Here is a 22,029-nt window from a genome sequence, read left to right on the forward strand (position 1 = left end):
TACTGTAAGAAACATTAAAAAACGAAGTTGAGCATTAGCGTATAAAGGCTCGCACTGTCATCCTTTGGGGCTGATGAAAACGCGCCAGAGCTATTATTGTAGGCGTTGAACCTTTGCCATTCTGCGTTTAGGGAAACGTTGTAATCTAGGTCGTATCTCAATCCGAGTAAGAAACTGTCTCCACTTTTTTTATCCCGACTATTAAACTGCTGACCGTAAACAATATAAGGAGTCAACTTTTTTACATTATAACTTGTTGTCGCGTACCAAGATGAGGAAAGATTGCTGGTCTGTCCTTCTGCCATAATCACAATGTTATCGAGCTCGTATCTTAACCCTAGAGAGAACAGATCGATCGTGTTGTTTTTTTCTGTTTCAACTAGACGGTCAATGATTGTGGTTCCGCCACCGGGAGTGGACTGCTCAATGTTAGAGAGCGTCGTTGTTTGATCATAATCGCCGTGGAGGTAGGAAAAATTCCAACGATAGCTCTCTCCGCTTAGCGTTAAGTTCATCCCTGCAGTATTGTTTGACTCAATTTCCAATTCAGTACGTTCATTGATGGTTACGTCACTATTGTCTTTAAACCCGACAAACGGCATGGCAGTAAGTACGACTTGCTCATTGAGGTCATGAATCCAGCGTGCAGATAGGCCGTTATAAGCCGTGATACCTAGAATGCTGTCATATACCTCATTCGGTGGGCGGGCTTGGGTAAAAGCGTGGCCGACATAGTTGTACTCAGACATCAAAAACAGTGGCAGTCTTAAGCGTCCTCCTCGTATTTCTATGTTTTGATAGGTATAAGCCAAATACGCCCACTCGAGCTGAGGCGAGCTCCAATGGTCTTGCGGGCGCTTTACGACTTGTGCGGATGCCCGAAATGCCTTGTGAAAATAATCGAGCTGCATGCCGAAAGTGGTATCGCAATCGAAACAAGATTCATCGCCAATAAAGCGGTTAACTAGTAACGTAGTTGGGTTATCGGATTTTGCCCACGAAGTAGAGCCAAAACCACTTAAAGAAAGTTGTTCTGTTAGTTCAATCGTGGCTGAGCTCGGAAAGGTCGCGATACTCAGCGATAACATGGTTAAATATTTTTTCATATCAATTCTCCGAGCTAACCACACATAAAACATGAGCATTACTAGGGACGCTCGATGTTGGGGCATAACCAATTCTATTGGGCTTCTCTTGCATCCATGCTATGAGGTCATCAATGCTGGAGCGTGCAATCACTTTTGGCGGTCTAGCTTTACCTGAAAAAGACAAGCTTGCCCAATGCGCGTTCATTTGCGCTAAATTTTTGTTGAGAAGATAACGATAGAACTCAGCTCTTTCTGTTGATGTCGCAGGCCAGTCAGAGAGTTCAATTCGCTGGCCTTGTAAAAGTTGCGTCTTCCCTCTGTACAACTTTCGCGCTTTATTGACAGTGAGCGGAGAGAATTCGTCATTAAATGAGAAAACGGCGTAGCTCTCTGCAGCGAGAGCTTGGCAATTTAATGAAAGAAGGGCAATCAGAATAAACAGATAGCGTTTTATGTAACGCAAAGGAAAAGCAACGCGAGAATGATTTCTACTCATAGAATCCACCTACATTGCTTGTTCAATTTGATACAACAGTTTTTCTTTGCGCACAGGCTTTGGTACGTAGGCATCCATTCCTGAATCAAAGCAGCGTTGAATATCATCATCAACGACGCTTGCTGTTAATGCGATAATGGGCGTCTTAGCTAATCCTTTACTCGCTTCATAAGCTCTAATTTGCCTAGAAGCTTCAAACCCATCCATTATGGGCATCATGCAATCCATCAAAATAACATCAAACTTTCCATCTTTTTGGAACATTTCGACTGCAATTTGTCCGTTTTCTGCGACTTCGAATTGATAGCCTGCTTTAGATAGCAATAGAGAAGCCACTTTCTGGTTCACTCTATTGTCTTCGACAAGCAAGATACGTTCGGAGCGAATAGGCGTTACCGTTGCTTCTGGTTGCTCTGAACTCGCAGGTAGTTTATGAGTTGTATCGAGAGTAGTGTTCTCTTGGTGTGGTTCAGCAGGCGTCGTGTTGGAAACACGTAACCCAATTGCCTTATCTAACTTCTCTTTAAGCAACCCTGCTTTAAACGGTTTGGGCACATAGTCATCCATTCCAACGTCAAAGCATTTTTGTATATCGTCATCGACCACACTTGCCGTTAGAGCAATAATCGGAATTCTGAAAGCGCGTTTTTCTTTTACTTCTATTTGACGAATTATTTGGGTGGCTTCAAATCCATCCATTACGGGCATCATGCAGTCCATTAAAATTAGGCTGTATTGATTCTGTTGAAATTTCTCAACCGCTTCTTGTCCGTTTACTGCGACATCAAAGTCGAAGCCAGCTTTTGTGACGTGTAGCCCCGCGATTTTTTGATTGACCGTATTGTCATCAACGACCAAAATTTTCGGCAAAGATTTAACATGTTGCGCTGAAATGCTCTCTTGTTGTGCGTGCGAGAAATTTGCCGCACAACTTTCAAGTGCTTTAATTAAGCGCTGCCCTAGTAGTGGCTGAGTGACCAAGGCGCTGATACTGCTTCTAAAGTCGAATTGTGGGCTATGAAGGTGCTTGATGAGGCAGACACGAATGTTTCGTTTACAAAGGCTTTCTATCTCATCGATATGCATCGCCGCTGCATTTGGTGATCCTTCTACATGAATAACGATAACGCGCTCGTTATCAATCCACGTTGGCAACGCACTTAAGGTATCTACTGACTGCGTTATATTGATGTTGAAAAAACTTAACTCGTTACGCAGTTTTTGTTCTAGTTGAGTACTGCTGCATACAATCCATATGTCGTTGTGATTCAGAGCGTGATAAGCGTTAAACTCTTGCGTCACAACAGGAGCAGTTAGTTCAAAGAAGAAGCGACTGCCTTTACCTTTCTCGGATTCAAGTTGAATTTCTCCACCCATTAGCTCAACTAATTGCGTGCTAATGGCAAGCCCAAGTCCAGTTCCCCCAAATTGTCGGGTAGTAGAGTTATCCTCTTGGGCAAATGGAGCAAATATTTTCTTTTGCTGCTGGGCATCAATACCAATCCCAGAATCTTTAACGGAAAACTCGATGACCGCTTCACCATTTTTTATTTCGCGGGTGATGACCGATAGCTCTACACTGCCTTGTTCGGTAAATTTTACCGCGTTAGACATGAAGTTCATGACAACTTGGCGTATACGATGGTCATCCAACATTACGTGGTAAGGCGTGTTACGGCTAATGTTGACTTGCACATCGATGCCTTTTTCCTTTGCTTTCGGTGAAATGATAGAAGCAATGTCATAGATAGACTCTCGAACACAAGTTGAATGTGGGCTAATGAGCAACATCCCAGATTCAATTTTTGAGAAGTCTAGAACGTCATTAATTAAACTCAAAAGCAGTTGGGAGGAGGTTTCAATCGTATCGACGTAATCGCGTTGTGTGGCAGTCAGGGAAGTATCGGATAAGACTTCAGAGATACCAATAACGCCATTTAGCGGCGTGCGGATCTCGTGGGACATGTTGGCCAAAAAGCTACTTTTGGCTTTACTCGCCTTAATTGCATCATCTTTTGCTTGTTCTGCATCTTCTTTAGCTTGTGTGAGCTTTAGTCTGGACAACATCCGCTCATCACTAAGCTTTTTTACCTCTCGAGCAAACTTACTCAGCTCGTCTTTACCCTTTATTAGTTGAGCAAGAGGTGAATTTTCAGTGTTACTTTGTTCATTGCTTTCGTTACTGAGAAATTTGAGGACTAGATTCAAGTTTCCAGTAACTTTTCGCACCAATCTTAGCGTTAAACTTACGACCAACAGCGTTAAAAGGCTCATCATTGCGATAAAGGTAAAGCGGTGCTGTGTCGTCGTGTTGATTGTCTTTGATATATCATCACTCAGCTGCTGTTCCATTTTGTCGTCAACACTTTGTAATAACGATAAGCGTTTGTTGAGTGCAGATAACCCCGCATCAATCTCATCCGGGGTTAATGATTTGAGTTGAGCTGGTTGCAATAAATAAGCACGAAACTCTTGGCTTTTGATAAAGACTTCACCCGTAAACGTCTCAATGAGCAGATCTACTTGTTGTTGATTGGCATTTAGCGTCACAAAACGCTCTAGAAATAGTTGTTGGTTCTGGATTAAAGATTGGATAGAAGCCTGTGTTGTGAGGTCATACTCGTTATTTTCCTCTGAAGATCGAATCAAATATTCGCTTAATCTATGCTCTTCAGTGGACCAAAACATCAACCATTCAAGTTGCATCAAAGAAGAAAGGTGAGTGTTTGTTTCATAACTCACATTTCTAAAATAGACTTTGTCTAAGCTCATGAGGATTTCTTTGAACGTATCAGCGCGCCACTCTGCCGCATCTAACTTTTCTTCTTGATTTTGCGAAGAGAGCATCGAGAGGGTTGCTTCCTCAAAGCTTGTCAACTGGTTTAGTATCTCAGCGTTTTCACCGAATACTGGTGCTGCAGTGTCGCGTAACAATTGAGATATCTGCTGAGTTTTTAGTTGCTTATCTATTACATCAGGGTTATTCGGTAGGTGATAAAGCGAAGATACGCGGTCTATGTAGACAGAGAATAACTGTGCTTTTTGTAGTTCCTGAGCCTGGATAGAAAGGCTTTGTACATGTTTACCCGCGAGGACAAGCAACAATAAAATTGGCAGCAAAACCAACCCAAATAGCTTTTGTTTTACCGACAGGTTGTTCCAAGAAAAGATTCCTACCACGCGCATTTCCATATCCAAGAAGTTGATATGAAAAGTGTAGTTTATTTATCTCAGATGTTAGATTTTAAGAGAAAATTCATATTAACGAGGTGGGGGAAGTGTGACCGATATTGCATTACGAGTACTAACGCGCTAAGCGGCAATAGTTAACAAAACGGCGTTCTAAGCAAAGTGATTGACGCTTTGAGCGCCACTCCCTCGTTGGTATTCAAATGCAATCAATTCCTCGGCAGGTACAGGTCTACCTAAGAAAAAACCTTGTACGACGTCACAGTGGAGAGACTCCATTCGTGTGAGTTGAGTTTGAGTTTCTACGCCTTCGGCTACTACTTTCATTCTTAGGTTGTGAGCCATGGATACAATCGCGCGAACTAATGAATCGTCTTGATCGCTTTTTCGGATTTGAGCGATAAATGAACGATCAATCTTGAGCCCGTTAAAAGCCATATGTTGTAGGTAGGCAAGGGCTGAATACCCCGTACCAAAGTCATCTAGCCAAACTTCCACTCCGATACTTTGTAGTTTTTTAAGCACATATTGAGCTTTCTCTGTATCATCAATAAAAAGTGACTCTGTCACTTCAACATGAATGGTTTGAGGGGCGACATCATGTCGTCGTAAATACTTAGAAAATAATTGACTTAAATCTTGGCGATAGATTTGTCTTGGGGACAAGTTTAATGCGATGTGAAAATCCGTACCGAAATGTTCTGCCCACATTGCCCGCTGAGCAATTGCCGTCTCAATGATATGTTCTCCAAGCTCCAATATTAAATCACTTTGCTCTGCGATCGGGATAAACGATTCTGGACTGATATAGCCTTTCTCGGGATGATTCCACCTAACCAATGCTTCGACCCCAATTAGGCGATAGGTTTTTAGATCAAATTGTGGTTGATACCACAGCTCGAATTGAGACAAGTCACGTACTGAACGACGCAGTTCTCGTTCTATGTATAAACGTTGTTTAATCGTTTCATCAAACGTGGAATCGTATATCGTCATAATGTCTTTACCGCGTCTTTTAGATTCCTGCGCCGCAAGAGAGGAAAGCTGTAAAAGAGACTCAGCGTTTGAACCAAATTCTGGATACACAGCAATTCCGAGGCTTGCCGTAATTTGAATATCGTTCTCTTCCAAACTAAAGGGAGAGAGTAGTTGGCGATGAATATCGTTCGCTTTTTCTCTAGCTTCATGATTGTCCGAGCACGGAAAGGCCAGTACAAATTCATCCGCACCTACTCGACTTACGATGGTAGAAAGGCGGTAAAGCGGCTTAAAATAACTCGGCAAACGGCCTTGAAGCTCTGAGGCAAGATGGCCTAGCAATTTATCCCCAATGTTATGTCCATAGTTATCGTTAATGTGCTTAAAGTCATCCAAGTCAATAAACACAACCGCGAGTGAGGGGGATTTGTGGTCAGTTATTTGCGTTTGAATATCAATGAGTAACTTTTCTCGGTTTGGCAGGGAAGTCAGAATATCGTGGTATGCCATGAACTCAACTCGGCTGGTGTATCGGTTCACTTTGTTTGACATTTTGTTGTACGCCGAAATAAGTTCTCCCACTTCATCTTTGCTTTGTATGTCGGTGACTGGCAGCGCTTGGGTATTTGACTCTGAAAATTGATCTTTTAGTTGCTTGAGTGGCTTAGTTAACGACCGCCCCAAAGCATAAGCGATGATGCTACCGAATAGAACGGATATCCCACTGATCGTTAGCAGCAAGTTAAACATCTTCTGTTTATCGTTTGAGGTAATCGCTTGGACTTGTTCAATGTTCTGTTCTTTCTCTTCCAGTAGATGTATCAAGTTAAGCTCAAGATATACCGCCCCAAGAGTAATATTTGATTGCTGAATCGGCGCTGCGATCTCCAACTGATGCTTGGAAAAGGAAACGAGAGTTCTGGATTCTTCTATTGCTTTCAAAATAAAAGGAGAGCGGTAATGGGGTTGGGCAAACATCCTTAGCTGAGTAGTGCCGTCGTGAAAGATTAGCCCTTCATTGTCAACAACATGTATTTTCGAGACATCTGGCTGGCTCAATGTTGCCTTAATTTGCTCATACGCTTGACTGATATTGTCTGTATAGAGTGGATCAAAAAGCTGTTTTGATAATAGCTCTGCATAAACCAACCCTTTTTGCTTAACGTAAGATTCGGTTTTTTCTTGAGAGTTGTTCGTGATTTGTTGAGTTAAGCTATTTGAATACGCATCGTAACCGTGCATGTATAACGCAAGATTTATCACCACAACAAACAAGACAACGAACATTGTCGAGCAAATGTATTTGGTTTCGAGTGAGAGCTTTTGAAACATCAATCCACCTTCGGTAACAAGTGAACTGACTTGCGCACTGTACTTAAGGAGGCTCGCATTTCTGGAGTAAGTGCGCTGAATTTTTTGGTGTTCTGAAACTTTTTAAGTGCGAGAGAGCCTTCGTGAGTTGTATCCATATCAAGCAGTATGGACGTGATTTTACGCTGTTGCTCTAGGCTCATGCTTGGAGAAGCGAGAATCAAATCCCTGGGTATTTCAACAGAACGAGAAAAAATCGCTAGTTTGTCTTTCATGTTCTCTGGCAAATCTTTGGGATTGTTCCAGTTGAAGTTACTGAATGCTCCTGCCGCAACTCTCTGTTTATATACCCATACAGATAGGTTGATTTCATTTGACTGAGCGAGTTGCTCATCAAGGAATAAATAACCAATACTGTCTTTGGCCGGTTTGTCATCAGGAGAGGGAAGGTATTGCAGTTTTTCTCCGTGATTCAGCAATGTAATCGCAGGTAGGTAATAGCTGCTGGTAGACGTGCGCTTTTCAAAAACAAGCGTTTTTCCGCGCAGGTCAGAAAGTGACTCAATCCCACTCTCTTTATTAGTAAAGAACACAGTATGATATTTTTGCAGGCCTTTTTTCCATCGTATAGCAAGAACTTGGCTATTAGACTCCTTTTCTAAGGTCATCGCATTAAAGGGGGTCGCCGTTGCAATTTGAACGGTGCCATTTTCAAGCGCAACCGCGAGCTGACGATAATTTTTAAATACCTTTACTGCCCCTTTTGCGTAACCATATTCAGCCATATTTTCAGTTACATACTGAGTAAGGGGCGTCGCTTTTTTGATTTTGCTTTGGGCTTTATTGGACACAATGCCAAACGTGAATGTTTTCTCAATATTTTCTTGTGCACTGACGACAAAAGGTGAACTCAGCAAAGTGAGTAATAACAGAGTGCAGGCAGGTTTCATCCGGCTTCAACTTCCTTCTGGTGCATGTCAGTAATATTTAGTATTTATCAATGTGCCGAAATCAATCTTAAAAACAGTATGATGTACAAATTTCGTTGTGTGCGCACTTTTTATAATGTGACTTGGTCACTTATTCCGTTCAAATAGTACCGAATTTGACGTTTATGTACAGGATGAATGTATCACCGTGAGTCTGAATTCACTGGATTCTTGGTCAAGCGCTGTATTGGCTGTGAGCTAATGCGCCTTATGTATCGCTATTTTGTACTAAGAAAATTTTTCCAATTGTTTTTGATACTTTTTCTCGAGAGCTTCATTGCCTGCTGCACGTTCAAGTTGAATCATGAGTTGCAAAGAAGGCTTCTTTACACCATACATTTGATTGAATCTCATTAATCGAATTCTAGCTTCAGTATAATCACCGCTATCAATTTCTATTTTAGCGAGTTGCAAAATCGATTTTGGTCTATGAGGGTCATGATCGATAGCTCTAGTAAAGTAGTATCTCGCTTTGTCTTTATCTTGTGATTTTAGCGCACAAAAAGCTGCATTCTCATAGCTCGCTGGAATAAGGTAGTAATAAGGCTGCTCAATGGCTCGATTAAACATCTGATCGGCTTTTTCGAAGTCACCTCGCTTGCAAAGAAAAGTACCGTAGTTATTGAGCACATTTCCGTTTTTAGTGTGTTGGCGTAGAGAGCGTTTATACATCTGTTCGGCTTTAATATCTTCACCAACCGTTTCGTAGTAGTGAGCCATAGATAATTGCGCGCGATAGTATTGAGGTGCGTGGTTTAAGGCTTGTTGTAAGTTATCATGCGCGCGAATCATGTTACCGCCGTCTAAATAACCTAAGCCAAGTGCGATACGTGATTCTGCCATTGCCACAGGATCGGCTTTAACGACAGGGCTTCCATCTTCTTTCACCGTCACGCAACCCACGAGTGCAAACTGAGACAATAATAATAGTGCACCGAGCTTTGCTGTTTTCATTCTTTATCCCTACATCCCTGAATCTTTCTGCATGATATGAATTACTTAGCAAAAGCCTATTGAGGAAAAAACACTATGCGATCAGGTTTGCAAACTGTTATGAAAAAGCCGCCATATGGCGGCTTGGTTCACATATTACATTTCGGTAATGATGAGTGCTTTGTTTGCTTATTTTGAAGCTAATCGTCTTTAGTGAAAGCATCTTCACTGAAGTGATCGAGATCGTACGGTGTTTGCTGATAAACACAGTAGTTCAGCCAGTTTAAAAAGAGGAGGTGTCCATGGCTTCTCCAGCTTGCAATTGGTGGGTTATCTGGGTTGTTGTTTGGGTAATAGTTGACAGGAATAGCGGGCTCCATACCTTCGCTTAAATCTCGGATATATTCATTATGTAAGGTGTGAGAATCATACTCAGGGTGTCCTGTGACAAAGACATTGCGTTTGTCTTTTGTGGTGGCCAAGTACACACCTGCGACATCCGATGTCGCTAAAATGTCTAAGTCAGTATGCTCTTCTAGAAAGTGAGGCGAAAAATCTGCGTAACGCGAGTGAGGAGCCAAAAACGTGTCATCAAATCCGCGTAAGATAGGGTGAAACTGATGATGGATTTGATGATGATACACGCCTGAAAGTTTTTCTTTACGCGTTTTTTTAGGTAGATCGTAGAGTAGCTTTAACCCTGCTTGCGCAGCCCAGCAAACATAAAGAGTGGATGTCACATGATCTTTTGCCCACTCCATGATGGTTTTGAGATGATCCCAATAAATGACATCTTCAAATTGCACCAAACCTAATGGAGCCCCAGTAATGATCATGCCATCGAAGTTTTTATCTCGCACCATTTCAAATTGGCGATAAAACGTGTCTAAATGTTCAGTTGGCGTATTTTTACTCGGGCGGTTATCAATGCGCAGTAATTCGACGTTAACCTGTAGTGGGCTGTTTGAGAGTAGACGCAGAAACTGAGTTTCAGTCTCTATTTTTTTTGGCATCAGATTAAGGATCAGCACTCTTAAAGGACGTATTTCCTGACTCGCTGCACGCGTTTCACTCATCACGAAGATGTTTTCTGTCCTTAATACATCGGTAGCTGGTAATTGATCTGGAATTCTAATTGGCACGACTTTCTCTCCCTAAGCATAGTCAATCTAGACGTCTATACTTCTAAAGCTAACTTAATTAAGTTTAGATGTCGATACGAAATCCGACTTTTCAATCTACTCTTTACATTATGGTAAACCGTACTCGGGGTTGTCACACAATTGTGACTAAAGCAGAGTTTCTGATGAGATAGGTTTGAAACGCAGTGTGTACTATTTGCTGGTAATTATGCGATCACGTTAATATGTGAAGGTGACTTCGTAGTAAGGAAGTCTCAAATTAATGAGCCATACTAAAAACAATCAGCTCACCATTTTGCATTAATGTGCATGTTTGGAAACATCGTCAGTGGAGGACATTATGTTCGGTATTTTCAAGAGAAAGACAAAGATTCAGAGCATCGCTCAAGAAGTTCCTTGCGTGCTACTGCATTCGTTTGGTGATAAAGACATTTATACGCCGGAAGAGATTGATCAAGCTCTTCAAAAGCTGGGTTATGATAAGAGCAAGGATATCAGTCATTATCAGTATGCGTATGGAATGTTTGCCGATGAAGCCTCTTACGAGCTCCTAGAACTAACGGATGAGCTAGGTAATTATGGTCATTTCCAACGTGAAGTAGGTAAGATGCTACTCAATACACCTGAGCCGATTGATATGCATATCTACTTTGAAATTTCTCGTCAGCACCAAAACGTCAGCCTTTCACCTGGTCATCAAAAAGTAAGCGAAAGTGATGGTGTGTAAACATCGTTAGTGGTATTCCATCGTGAGATGAGTTGGGTATAATGCGCGGCCTAATTATCCGGACATGTTGTCGGTTACATTTCTGTTGAGCGTTAATGCCTTATGTTCAAAATGCTTGTCTCTATGCCACCAATGTTGGCGCTGTCGATAGCGATTGTATGTGAAGTGATTGCCACTTCTTATATTCCCAAAACAGAGCAATTTACGAAAGTAATGCCGAGCACAGTCGTTTTGATTGGTTACGGCATCGCTTTCTTCTTGCTTTCCGTCACAGTGCAAACAATGCCTGTCGGGGTTGTTTATGCCATATGGAGTGGTGCTGGGATCGTTTTGGTTGCGACGGTTGGTTACTTTGTTTACGGACAGCGTCTAGACTTACCAGCCCTAGTTGGTATTGGGTTTATCATCGCTGGTGTGTTGATCGTAAATTTATTATCCAAAACAGTAGGGCACGAATAACGCCACTCTACTTGTTAAGTGAATAAGAAGCCGCAGCGAGAAATTGCTGCGGCTTTTTAGTGCAAATTCAATCGCTAATGGCGAGTATTGATATGATGTCTTATTGTTGCATTCATCACGGTCGCATTATGTGATTGAAAAACAGGCATTATTTAGCGCATTGAAAATACAAAGTTATGTTTCTTCAAACTTTAGGAAAGGGCAGTAGATAAATCACTCCGATAGATGTTAACGTGGCGACTCATCTTTACTGCTTTTTCATTCCCTACATATTTCTGCAAAGTTCTTATTGTGTAGTGTGTCGAAGAACCATAGAATCCGCGCGCTTTAATTTATGTTATTGGCGTTATCAATGATAAAAGTGCAGTCCATTATCATTGTTTTTATCACTTATAGATGGGCACATCTGACAATACTTACATGAACAAATACAAAAAGCCTGCATTCAAGGCCGAATTTCTTTTGCCTCGTTACTGGGGAACGTTAATTATCATTAGCGTGATGTACTTACTTAGCCTCCTTCCTTTTAAAGTTCAACTAGCTTTGGGACGCAACATTGGTCGTTTAGCTATGCGACTCATGAGAAAACGTCAAGTTACGATCAGACGCAATCTTGAGCTTTGCTTCCCTCATATGGAAGAATGCCAACGCGAAGCAATTCTAAAAGACAACATCGACAATACTGGCATCGCACTTTTTGAGACCGCAATGGCATGGTTTTGGTCAGATAAACGGGTAAACAAACACGTCACGATAAAAGGCATGGAGCATCTAGAGGCTTTAGAGAAGTCAGGCAAAGGTGCATTAATGTTGGCCGTACACTCAATGAATCTAGAGTTAGGTGCTCGAGCTTTTGGCATTAAAAAGTCTGGAACCGGTGTTTATCGCCCAAACAATAATCCGTGCTTTGATTATTTTCAGTATAAGGGACGCTCTCGCTCTAATCGTACACTGATTGATCGTAAAAACGTCAAAGCCATGCTTGAAGCACTTAAAACGGGTGAGCGGGTTTGGTATGCACCGGACCACGATTATGGTAACCGACGCTCGACATTTGCACCGTTATTTGCCGTTAAAAATGCTTGTACTACGACAGGCACAAGTTTGTTGGTTGATTCTACAGATTGCGCCATTGTGCCTTTTACGATGGTAAGAGGAAAAGACGGACACTATACCCTAACCATTAGTGCGCCCGTCGAAGGTTTCCCGAAAGAGGATCATCAACGTGCCGCCGCATTCGTGAATCAAATAGTTGAAACATCAATCATGGCAAGTCCGAGCCAGTATATGTGGCTTCATCGTCGGTTTAAAACTAGACCAGAGGGTGAGGACTGTTTGTACAAGCCTAGGCTCATCCCTAGCTTGGCATAACACATAGAGAGCCTACAAAAAGCCCAAGGAACATACGAACCTTGGGCTTTTACTTTCTATTCTTTTCGCTTTATAAGTAGCGATCTTTTAGGTGAGCTTGAAAGTGTTTAGCATTCAGTGTTTCACCCGTGGCTTGTTTTACCAACTCATCAGTGGTGAATAAGCTACCTTTACTCCAGATGTTTTCCGAGAGCCAATTGAATATCGGAGCTAAGTCGCCAGAACGAATAACCGCATCTACATCGACGGTTTGTTTCATTGCTGCCATAAATTGTGCAGCGTACATCGCACCGAGCGTGTAGGACGGGAAATAGCCAAAACTTCCGTCTGTCCAATGGATATCTTGCATACAGCCATTTTTGAAGTTTCCTTCGGTTGATAGCCCCAAGTACGCTTTCATCTTTTCGTTCCAGAGTTCTGGTACATCTGTATGTTTGATGACGCCGTTCATGAGATCTCGCTCAATTTCATATCGAAGAATAACGTGAGCAGGATATGTTAGTTCGTCAGCATCTACGCGAATAAAGCCTTTTTCTACGCGAGTGTAAATTTTGGCTAAATTGTCTTTTTCGAATTCACTACCAGAAAAATGGTTAGAAGCCAGTCGAGCGAGGTGATCGATAAACGCGCTGCTTCGTCCTATTTGCATTTCAAAGAAGAGTGATTGTGATTCATGAATACCCATAGAGCGAGCTTCTCCCGCGGGTGTTCCTGATAAATCTTTTGGTAGCCCTTGCTCGTATCGAGCATGGCCAGTTTCGTGGACAATCCCCATCAGTGATTGGACAAACTCGTTTTCATTATAACGTGTCGTAATACGCACATCTGTCGGTACACCGCCACAAAATGGGTGGGTACTCTCATCAAGTCGACCGTGTTCAAAATCGAATTGAAGTAGCTTCATGACTTCCAAACCGAGCGCTTTTTGCTTTTCCGCAGGGTAGTGTGCAGTTGGCAATAAGATGTTGTCTGATTGTTGTTTTTCAAGCGCTTCATCGATCAAAGTAGGAAGCCAGGTTTTCACGTCAGCAAAAAGAATGTCTAACGACGCAGATGTTGTGCCAGGTTCATAAACATCGAGCATGGCATCATAAGGAGTCGTGCCATTTGCTTCGGCTCTAATTTGCGCTTCTTCCTGCGATAGCTTTACGACTTCAGCCCAGTTCTTTTCAAAACCAGCCCAGTCATTTTCTCCACGTTGTGTACGCCATGCATGTTCACATTTGGAGCCAGCAAGAGATTGAGCTTGAACTAATGATTCTGGTAGTAAGTTAGCTTGCTGCCACCCACGCTTCATTTCTCTTAGGATAGATTTTTCTTTTGTATACAGCGTCTCTTCTTCTGCCTGAGCGAAAAGCTCTCCCAAGTGCGGTTGAGTCATTAAAGAATGGATATGTACATCGAGCTCTGCCGTGGCATTCGAGCGTGCTTCAGCGCCACCAGGTGGCATGACCGCTGCTTGATCCCAATCTATGATGGCAGATAGATGCTCAAAATTTGCCACTTTTTTGGAATGTTCAACGAGTTTTGTAAATGCGTTCATGTGACTACTCTTATTCTTTTGTTCTTTCCCTAAACACCCGATAACGGGTCCTTCATATGGTGTTGCACTAAGCAACCTGCGTTAATTTACTAATAATTAACAATTAACTCCAACCCATTGTCCATAAACTCACCCAGTTGTATAGCTCTCTTAAAAAAGAAGCTTGCGAATCTTGTGGATTGGCGGTATTGATGAAGGATTGACAATTAATTATCACGATAATATGGATATTTTGAATTTCGAGGCATTTATTATTGCCATTACGATTTTAACGTTAACGCCAGGTTTAGATACTGCACTTGTTATCCGTAACACTAGCCGATCGGGCCTAAAAGATGGATGTACAACCAGTCTAGGGATTTGCTTTGGCTTATTCGTACATGCTTTTTTTTCTGCGGTTGGTATCTCGGCGATTCTTGCGCAATCAGCAGAGTTGTTCCAAATCGTAAAAATGATTGGCGCAGCTTATCTTATCTGGCTTGGTTTGAGCAGTTTAAAAGCGCTAATGTCGTCGAAAGATGGATTGACCGTGACCGAGCAGATTCACGAAGTGTTTAATGGTAAGCGCTCTTTTAGAGAGGGCTTTCTTTCTAACGTCTTGAACCCAAAAACGGCGGTCTTCTATTTGGCTTTCTTGCCACAGTTTGTGAATCCAGAAGGTTCACCCTTGCTTCAATCAATGATGATGGCATCTGTACACTTTGCTATTGCGATGGTTTGGCAGTGTGGTTTAGCTGGCGCGCTTAACTCGGCTAAAAATCTACTAAAGAATGCAAGCTTTATGAAGTGGATGGAAGGCGCGACGGGCGCAGTATTAGTCGCACTTGGTGTGAAGTTATTAATTGAAAAACCCGTTTAATGCGTAATATTTATCGATTGTTGATACTACTCGCTGTATTTATTGTGGGGATAGGTGCCGCTGTTGCTTGGCATACGTGGCCACAAGTACAGTTTGCGCAACGCGGCATGATCTGGTCTTGGCACTGGGGCTACTTCGAGCCTTTTGCTAATGGAATACAACAAACGCGAACTCAAGACACTAAACAGTTATTGCTCAGGCGTGTGTATTTGCATGACGCTATTGTCGTTTTTGTTTCGACAACTATGGACAATAAATTTGAGGTCGACGTTGTAAAAGAGCAAACCTGTGAACCTAAAACGACGACTTGGGCTTCGGTCTCTGTCAATCATCAACGTGTCAGGCATGTACCTATGGTGTGCGATGCGTTTGGGCAAGGCTACTTTTATCGCTACATCGGGAAACATCTGGAATCGATTGAGGTTGGTGTCGGCGACTCGTTTGTAACAGAAGCATTTTTAGACTGGCCGCTATCAGAGTTGAAAGCGGATCAATTCAAGCAAAAAAATGCGAAGTTTTTTGAAGAACGTGGAGAAAACGTTGAGCATCAATGGTTGAGAGATTAACCATTTAACCGAAGATAAATAAAGCCCGCTAAATAATAGCGGGCTTTATGTTTTTACCATTTCTAATGTGCTTTGCTCTCCGTTACTGGTAGTTTGTGACCGAACAGCTGTCGTTTCACTAAGCTTTCACTGCTTCAACTTCACCTGATTGCGATGTTGAGCTAAAGAACAGTTTGGTTTCTGCCAGTACGACGTGACGCAGTGCGATCAAACCAATCAGGTTAGGAATTGCCATCAGACCGTTTACGATATCAGCCAGTAGCCAAATCATATCGAGGTGAAGGAATGCACCAGATGCCACCAAGCCAACGAAAATCAGTTTGTATGGAAGCACAGCTTTAGTTCCGAACAGGAACACAACGCAACGCTCACCGTAGTAGTTCCAACCAAGAATGGTGGTAAAAGCGAAGAACATCAAACCGATTGAGACGAGCATAGGGCCAAATGTATCTGCATTTAAACCCACCGCAAAAGCATGAGTCGTCATCGCGGCGCCTGCTAGGTCACTTTGCCATGCACCGGTCAGGATTAGAGCAAGGCCTGTCATGGTACAAATAATGATGGTATCGAAAAAGGTACCCGTCATTGAAATTAGGCCTTGTTTAACACAAGAGTCTGTCTTTGCTGCTGCTGCTGCCATAGGCGCGCTACCCAAACCTGATTCATTTGAGAACACACCGCGAGCGATACCTGATTGGATTGCCAGCATGATGCTTGCACCTAAAAAACCACCAGTCGCTGCTGTTGATGTAAAGGCTGAAACCAGCACTAATTCAACGGCATTGAACAATTGGTCTGCATTCATGATGATCACGCTTAAACACGCCAACACATAAAATACAGCCATGGTAGGAACCACTTTTCCTGCAACGTTAGCAATGGATTTGATGCCACCCAAAGTTACGAAAGCAACCAAAAGAGTTAGTACAAAGGCAGATAGCTCACGGTTAACACCAAGAGATATCTCACTTGCATCCAGAATCGCGTTTACTTGTGGAAACGTACCGATACCAAAACAAGCAACACCCAAAGCAAAGACTGTAAACATGATCGCGAGAGCTTTTGAGCCAACACCGTATTGCAAGTAATACATTGGGCCACCAATCATTTGGCCTTTATCATCGACTCTTCGGTACTTAACCGCCAACAAACATTCGGCGTATTTAGTCGCCATTCCGAAAAGGGCAGCGAGCCACATCCAGAATAGAGCGCCTGGTCCACCGAGTTTGATTGCTGTGGCAACACCAACAATGTTACCAGTACCAATTGTTGCTGAGAGCGCAGTACAAAGAGCTGCAAAGCTAGAAACGTCACCTTGAGTATTAGATGACTTATCTTTACTGAATACCATCGCTAGCGCTGTAGGGAGGTGTTTAAACTGGATCAAGCCAAGGCTAAAAGTGAAGTAAACACCTGTACCTACTAGCAAAATAAGCAGCGGTGGACCCCAGACAAAATTATCGATGGTTTGTAGTAAAGATTGTAGGTTGTTCATGATTTCCCCTTAATAAAACAACTAATAAGGAGAAGAGGGAAAGGACGAGATCAACGATCTCTAAAAGAACTAAGCTATTGGTTGTAGGCGGGAAGGCCAAGCCAAAATAGTTAGGTTGTAACTTTCCACTCCTCTGTCCTTTTGCCTGAGAGTTTCACCTTGCGTGAGTGCAAGACTTGCTCCTTCGGCGACCGATTTAACGGTTCTCTCCAGAGGTTCCTCCAACTACAGTCCCCGCTACCTAGGTAGCACCTGAAATAGTTAATTCTTCGGCGAGTTATGCTAATCAAATGTTAAAATTTGATTAATAACCACTCTCCTGCAGTCTTCATCGGAACAATTACTCAATTAAATGAGTAAAGGTTAGTTAATGATGCTGGTCATCATTAACGTGTGAACTCTATCATGTTTTTGGTCCATTTCAACACCCTATGTCAATTTATTTTCAATGAAATAACCTCATCTATTTTCATGAAGGTATGTTTGCCAATCTTTTTGTGCGAGTCACGGCATAAATAAAATTTATTGGGTTAGGGAATAGAACCCAAAAACACTTCAGAACGATAAATGTGTTTCGATCGTTACGACATAAGTTATTCAATTAAGAACACAAAATTGATTAAAATCGGAGCACTTATTTTAAAATCTACGCTAAGTTGACCTTATGGTACGTATAAATGGGTTACAATGAATCTTTGTGAAACAGTCTACGGACCTAGGCAGTTTTTCATGAGTGGACAAGGAGGCGGTATGACCAGATTATTAGCCATTGCGGTGTTGATTGCAGTAGCATTTGTGCTGTTTCGTTATCGAACCAATGAAAAAGTCCAAAAAGCGACCGTTATAACATTAATTGGCGCATTTCTGATTTATACAGCATCAATTATGTTTGCGGAATTGATCCGCTAGCAAAGTAAAAGAGTCCTTGGAGTAGTATACGGTGAGTTCTCAGAACAAAATGGAAGAGCAAGACGACGTAGTTGTCATTGAAGAGCGTGACAAACGTACGCATATCTATATCGCAATCGCTGCGGTGTTAGGCTTGGCATTTGGTGGCCTTGTTGGATCGGTTGTCACTGCGAACAAGTGGGAATCGACTTACCACGTATTAGAAGAAAAGTATCAAGCACTAACGCAAGATAAAACCCAGTTGGCATCTCAAGTAAAAGTGCGTGAAGAGGCGCTCGACCAAGAAATACAAAACCAAGTTAGTGAGTTACTCGCCGCGAAAGACGAAGCGCACCAGAAAGCACTTAAGAAGTTGCAAAAGCAGTTGACTGAGGTCGAGAAGGTTAACTTGTCACTAGAGTCTCAATTGAAGCAGCAGGCAGATAAGATCAACACGACGAAGTCAGAAAATGAGAAGTTGAGTCGTCAAGCGGATATGCAAGCGACTATGTTTGAGCGGTCCCGCGAAGTATTCCAGAAAGAGCTAAAAATTTCGCAAGAATTAGAGTCTCTCGAGAAAGAACGGTCGAAATTATTACCTAAGATTGAGAAACTCAAGAAAGAGTGTGACGTATTTTTAGAAGGCAAATCTTGGGACGTGAAGTCGGACGCGTGTGATAAACATGATGAAGCTAATTCACGACTAAGTCAGGTCGATCAAATGATTGAAGTCTATAAAATGGACCTCAAACAAATCAAAGCAATAACGGAAGATATCGGCCTTTAAGTCTTTTGTATCCGATTTTTGAAAAGCAAAAGGAGCTCTTTAAGAGCTCCTTTTTCGTTGTTAGCTATGACTTTTAGCCTGTCGCGTATATTAGATTCGTGAGGCGTCATAGCCTGAGGCGAGCAGGAGCTCTCGTTCGTGTTTAATCAGCTGAGCTCGATCTTCAATTAGTTCATTGAGTGCTTGAGATGGCTTACCTGCTAATGCTTTGAACGAAGCAAAAGATTCCGCGGTGTCGATTTTATCAATCATCTGACTGATGACATTACGAGCCTCACACGGGTTACTCGTCGTTGTAAAGTATTCTACTTGCTTTGCTGCCGATTTCATCTCAGTTAATAGCTCAAGCGGGCTACTTTCTTTGGCTACTGCCATGTAGTTATCCAGCACGCGCTTTGCATAAAGCAGTTCTTTGAGGGGGATATCTCTTCCGCTCTCGATTAGGGATTCGCTAAGGATCATACTTGAGCTCATGGGCATTCCTTCTTATTACTACGCCGCTTTTGATGTTTCCTTGAGTCTAATTTATTGAAGTCACATTGGGAATGGGTAAAAAGCATTTTTAACGCATTTTTATTCATTTATGAAAACACGAATGCGATGCTTATCTGGATCGATAGCCATAAAATTTAACCCATACACTGATGTCGCTGGTGGTTGAACAAACTCAACACCTAGGTCTTTCCAGCGCTTGTAAATGCGCTCTAGCATATGACTATTGGGCACCGATAAAGACAACTCGGTACCACCACCTCTAATTCCGCTGTAGGGTGAAAGATTATCTCTTTGCTTGAGTGTCAACGTTAAGCCTTCGGTCAGTGGAATAGCGGCAAAGGTTGGAGACAACTGCGTGACTTTGTGTTCGAACAGTTTCGAATAAAAAACTTGGCTTATGTGGATGTCCTCAACGTAGAGAACGAATGAATTGATAGTCAGCATGGTTTGTTCCTTAATCAATTAGAAATAGTAGGGGCAATCTAACGTAAAGGAACGACAGGAGTTGTCAGTAGAACATTCCCGAGGTGAGTGACAGAATAAGAAAAAGGAGCCGTTTAGCTCCTTTTTATCAGCGGAATCATTGGTATTAATGAGTGTGTTTGGAAGAATACCAGTTGTTTTGATACGCTTTAGATGCAAATAATGCGTTTGCTTTTGCACGCTCGATAATAGACTCGTCCACCTCTAGCGGCTTCATGGTTTGGTCTTTAAAGTCGTACGCCAGGGTCGATATCTTTTCACCAGGGGAAAGCACAACGAGATTGTTGCGCGTTAAATAACCAAAGTTTTTGTCGTATTGCATCATTGCGCGTTCATCTTCGCGAGCCAGTGGCTTCGTTAAATCACGACCAATCATCGGTGTTTTAGCATCTACCCCAATCAGAGATAACAGTGTAGGCGGCATGTCTATGTTGTTTGCTATGCGGTCATCTTTACGTGGTTGAATGCCTTTACCAAGGATCAATGCTGGAATGTGAAAGTGCTTAACTGGAACAAGGTTAGCGCCAGAAACACGTGCATCATGATCTGCAATTACAATGAAAATGGTATCATCCCAATAAGATGACTTTTTCGCCTTTTCAAAGAAAGTGCCCAAAGCGTAATCGGAATATTTAACGGCGTTGTTACGCGTCATATATTCTGAATCGTATGGCTCAATTTTGCCTTTTGGATACTCATAAGGGCTATGATTACTTGACGTAAAAACTAAGCTAAAAAAAGGTTTGTCGCTTTTTGAAAGGCGTTCAAACTCTTCGTTTGCTTTGTTATATAGATCTTCATCACTAACACCCCAAGAGCCAACAAAGCTTGGGTTGTTATAATCGTCTTCTTCTACTATTTGATCAAAACCGTTACCAAAGAAGAAAGTTTTCATGTTGTCAAAGTTGGCTTCACCGCCGTAAATAAATTGCGTGTGATAGCCTTGAGCTTTCAGTAAGTCCGCGATGGTAAAGAAACCCGTTTGGCTTTTACTCAGCTTCACTACCGCGCGAGACGGAGATGGAGGAAAGCCCGTGGTTACGGCTTCAATTCCACGAACAGAACGAGTACCAGTGGCGTACATTTGTGTGAACTGCCAACCTTCCTTCATGAGTTCATCAAGGTTTGGTGTTAGAGGCAAACCACCCAAAGCACCGACAAATTGGGCGCCTAAGCTTTCTTGTAGCAAAATCACTAAGTTTTTATGTTTACCTTGGTAAGTCGCGGGGTTACTGTTCATGGTTGGGAGTAATGAAGGGGTGAAGTCGGACTTTGTTGATGAAGTGCGAACTAATTCCAACATCTTTTGAGTGTCCATTTTTCCGTAGAACTGCTCAGCACTCTTTTCTGACTTCATGCTATTAACCGCAAACAACAATGAGTAAGATGAGTTCAGTGCTAAGTCGTTAAGCAGTGGATCGTTAGAAAAGGCGACCATAGCAGGATTTAGCGGGCGGTGACCTAAAGATGAGCGAGCACCAGCAACCCCAAAAAGAACAACGAACAGTGCCAATAGTGGTCGCCATTTCCAGTTGACCTGCTGCGCCTTATCGGTCAGTTTCTTACTCCACTTCCAACCTAAAGTGATGGTTAAAACTGTACCTAACGCACCAATAAACAGTTCTAATTTGTAGCCAGTCCAGAGCATACTCAAGACTTCTTTTGGGTAGATTAAGTATTCCACAAACAGGCGGTTTGGACGTAGGTCGTATTCCTGAATGAATGGCGCTGTTGCGAGCTCCATGTATACAAGCACCCAAAGCCCTAAAACCATCCATATGCGTAATATTCGCTTCCAACACTCTCCCATCTTACCGGTTAATGGCATGAAGGTTGAAAACAGTGCTGGAAGAATAAATAACCAGCAAAGCGTTGCAATATCTACGCGCAAACCTTGACCTAGGATGTAAATTAAGTCGTTTAGAGAGTCAATACGGTCAATCTGCCAAAAAGCTAGCAAAACTCTTGAGATAGACAGAAATAGAAGCGAAAACAAAGAAAAGGCAGCAATTGGCTGCAAAGGCCCCCACACAGAGCTCTTTGATAAGTTTTTCATATTTATTCGAATAGTTTAATTGTTATGTTGTGTTGTTTTTAGCAAAGCAAGCGTGAAATAAACGTGAATTATAATGTGGGTTTATGGTCGAGTAGTGTAAGTGTTGGTATGTCTATGTAAGGGGGAGGGGCGTTTGTGTAAAAAAAGAGCCAGTTGATAACACCAACTGGCTCT

The 22,029-nt window shown here is 42.3% G+C and carries 19 protein-coding genes and 1 riboswitch; of the genes, 7 read left to right on the plus strand and 12 right to left on the minus strand.

The features are described from left to right. Positions 1-14: 14 nt before the first annotated feature. From R7M72_RS11460 to metA, 7 genes are all read right to left on the minus strand, one after another. Positions 15-1,106 (minus strand): sulfate ABC transporter permease, encoded by a 1,092-nt coding sequence (locus R7M72_RS11460; RefSeq protein ID WP_318056189.1) that lies wholly within the window; start codon positions 1,104-1,106, stop codon positions 15-17. Position 1,107: 1 nt separating this feature from the next. Further along, entirely contained in the window at positions 1,108-1,584 is a 477-nt protein-coding gene (locus R7M72_RS11465; RefSeq protein ID WP_017633987.1) for a hypothetical protein, read from the minus strand. A gap of 9 nt (positions 1,585-1,593) precedes the next feature. Beyond that, positions 1,594-4,770 carry a response regulator gene (locus R7M72_RS11470; protein WP_080773706.1) on the minus strand — a complete coding sequence of 1,059 codons (3,177 nt, stop codon included), beginning with the start codon at positions 4,768-4,770 and terminating at the stop codon, positions 1,594-1,596. 156 nt (positions 4,771-4,926) lie between these two features. Beyond that, on the minus strand, positions 4,927-7,083 hold the full coding sequence (locus tag R7M72_RS11475) for a GGDEF domain-containing phosphodiesterase (protein ID WP_206949100.1): 2,157 nt from the start codon (positions 7,081-7,083) through the stop codon (positions 4,927-4,929). Further along, the gene (locus R7M72_RS11480; protein ID WP_005385723.1) at positions 7,083-8,012 is read right to left on the minus strand and encodes a phosphate/phosphite/phosphonate ABC transporter substrate-binding protein; all 930 of its coding nucleotides are present in this window, start codon (positions 8,010-8,012) and stop codon (positions 7,083-7,085) included. Before R7M72_RS11480 ends, R7M72_RS11475 begins: the two co-directional genes overlap by 1 nt. A 267-nt stretch (positions 8,013-8,279) precedes the next feature. Further along, positions 8,280-9,005 carry a type IV pilus biogenesis/stability protein PilW gene (gene pilW / locus R7M72_RS11485; protein ID WP_062730688.1) on the minus strand — a complete coding sequence of 242 codons (726 nt, stop codon included), beginning with the start codon at positions 9,003-9,005 and terminating at the stop codon, positions 8,280-8,282. Positions 9,006-9,184: 179 nt separating this feature from the next. Then, positions 9,185-10,126 carry a homoserine O-acetyltransferase MetA gene (gene metA / locus R7M72_RS11490; protein ID WP_005377792.1) on the minus strand — a complete coding sequence of 314 codons (942 nt, stop codon included), beginning with the start codon at positions 10,124-10,126 and terminating at the stop codon, positions 9,185-9,187. A 340-nt stretch (positions 10,127-10,466) separates the two neighbouring features. Between metA and R7M72_RS11495 the strand changes: the two genes are divergently transcribed. The 3 genes from R7M72_RS11495 (at position 10,467) to R7M72_RS11505 (ending at position 12,683) form a co-directional block, all read left to right on the plus strand. Beyond that, positions 10,467-10,853 carry a DUF6559 family protein gene (locus R7M72_RS11495; protein WP_005377791.1) on the plus strand — a complete coding sequence of 129 codons (387 nt, stop codon included), beginning with the start codon at positions 10,467-10,469 and terminating at the stop codon, positions 10,851-10,853. 123 nt (positions 10,854-10,976) lie between these two features. Further along, entirely contained in the window at positions 10,977-11,312 is a 336-nt protein-coding gene (locus R7M72_RS11500; protein WP_069593657.1) for a DMT family transporter, read from the plus strand. Positions 11,313-11,732: 420 nt separating this feature from the next. Then, positions 11,733-12,683, plus strand: coding sequence for an LpxL/LpxP family Kdo(2)-lipid IV(A) lauroyl/palmitoleoyl acyltransferase (locus R7M72_RS11505; RefSeq protein ID WP_064369089.1), 951 nt, complete (start codon positions 11,733-11,735; stop codon positions 12,681-12,683). Between the two features lie 70 nt (positions 12,684-12,753). On the opposite strand, the gene R7M72_RS11510 is transcribed toward R7M72_RS11505, so the two are convergent. Beyond that, entirely contained in the window at positions 12,754-14,226 is a 1,473-nt protein-coding gene (locus R7M72_RS11510; RefSeq protein WP_315957003.1) for a carboxypeptidase M32, read from the minus strand. 223 nt (positions 14,227-14,449) lie between these two features. On the opposite strand from R7M72_RS11510, the gene R7M72_RS11515 reads away from it, so the two are divergent. Beyond that, positions 14,450-15,085, plus strand: coding sequence for a LysE family translocator (locus tag R7M72_RS11515; protein ID WP_017820932.1), 636 nt, complete (start codon positions 14,450-14,452; stop codon positions 15,083-15,085). After that, the gene (locus tag R7M72_RS11520) at positions 15,085-15,651 is read left to right on the plus strand and encodes a hypothetical protein (RefSeq protein ID WP_005385713.1); all 567 of its coding nucleotides are present in this window, start codon (positions 15,085-15,087) and stop codon (positions 15,649-15,651) included. The genes R7M72_RS11515 and R7M72_RS11520 overlap by 1 nt, the downstream gene beginning before the upstream one ends. 118 nt (positions 15,652-15,769) lie before the next feature. Here R7M72_RS11520 and R7M72_RS11525 read toward each other — a convergent pair whose 3' ends face one another. Continuing rightward, positions 15,770-17,146 carry a sodium:alanine symporter family protein gene (locus R7M72_RS11525; RefSeq protein WP_318056190.1) on the minus strand — a complete coding sequence of 459 codons (1,377 nt, stop codon included), beginning with the start codon at positions 17,144-17,146 and terminating at the stop codon, positions 15,770-15,772. 123 nt (positions 17,147-17,269) lie between these two features. After that, positions 17,270-17,369: riboswitch (glycine riboswitch) on the minus strand. 527 nt (positions 17,370-17,896) lie between these two features. Here R7M72_RS11525 and R7M72_RS11530 point away from each other — a divergent pair. Beyond that, a complete protein-coding gene (locus R7M72_RS11530; RefSeq protein WP_005377784.1) occupies positions 17,897-18,055 on the plus strand; it encodes a hypothetical protein in 159 nt (52 codons plus the stop codon). A 31-nt stretch (positions 18,056-18,086) separates the two neighbouring features. Further along, entirely contained in the window at positions 18,087-18,821 is a 735-nt protein-coding gene (locus tag R7M72_RS11535) for a chromosome segregation ATPase (protein WP_017820934.1), read from the plus strand. A 90-nt stretch (positions 18,822-18,911) separates the two neighbouring features. Here R7M72_RS11535 and R7M72_RS11540 read toward each other — a convergent pair whose 3' ends face one another. The 3 genes from R7M72_RS11540 to R7M72_RS11550 form a co-directional block, all read right to left on the minus strand. Beyond that, complete coding sequence (locus R7M72_RS11540; protein ID WP_005377782.1) at positions 18,912-19,295, minus strand: hypothetical protein; 384 nt, start codon at positions 19,293-19,295, stop codon at positions 18,912-18,914. Between the two features lie 99 nt (positions 19,296-19,394). Further along, positions 19,395-19,760, minus strand: a complete 366-nt coding sequence (locus R7M72_RS11545) for a VOC family protein (RefSeq protein WP_315957006.1) — start codon at positions 19,758-19,760, stop codon at positions 19,395-19,397. Positions 19,761-19,905: 145 nt separating this feature from the next. Further along, entirely contained in the window at positions 19,906-21,855 is a 1,950-nt protein-coding gene (locus R7M72_RS11550) for an LTA synthase family protein (RefSeq protein ID WP_315957007.1), read from the minus strand. Between the last annotated feature and the right edge of the window lie 174 nt (positions 21,856-22,029).

Origin of the sequence: Vibrio sp. YT-18, assembly GCF_033337345.1 — a bacterium.
Lineage (GTDB): Bacteria > Pseudomonadota > Gammaproteobacteria > Enterobacterales > Vibrionaceae > Vibrio > Vibrio alginolyticus.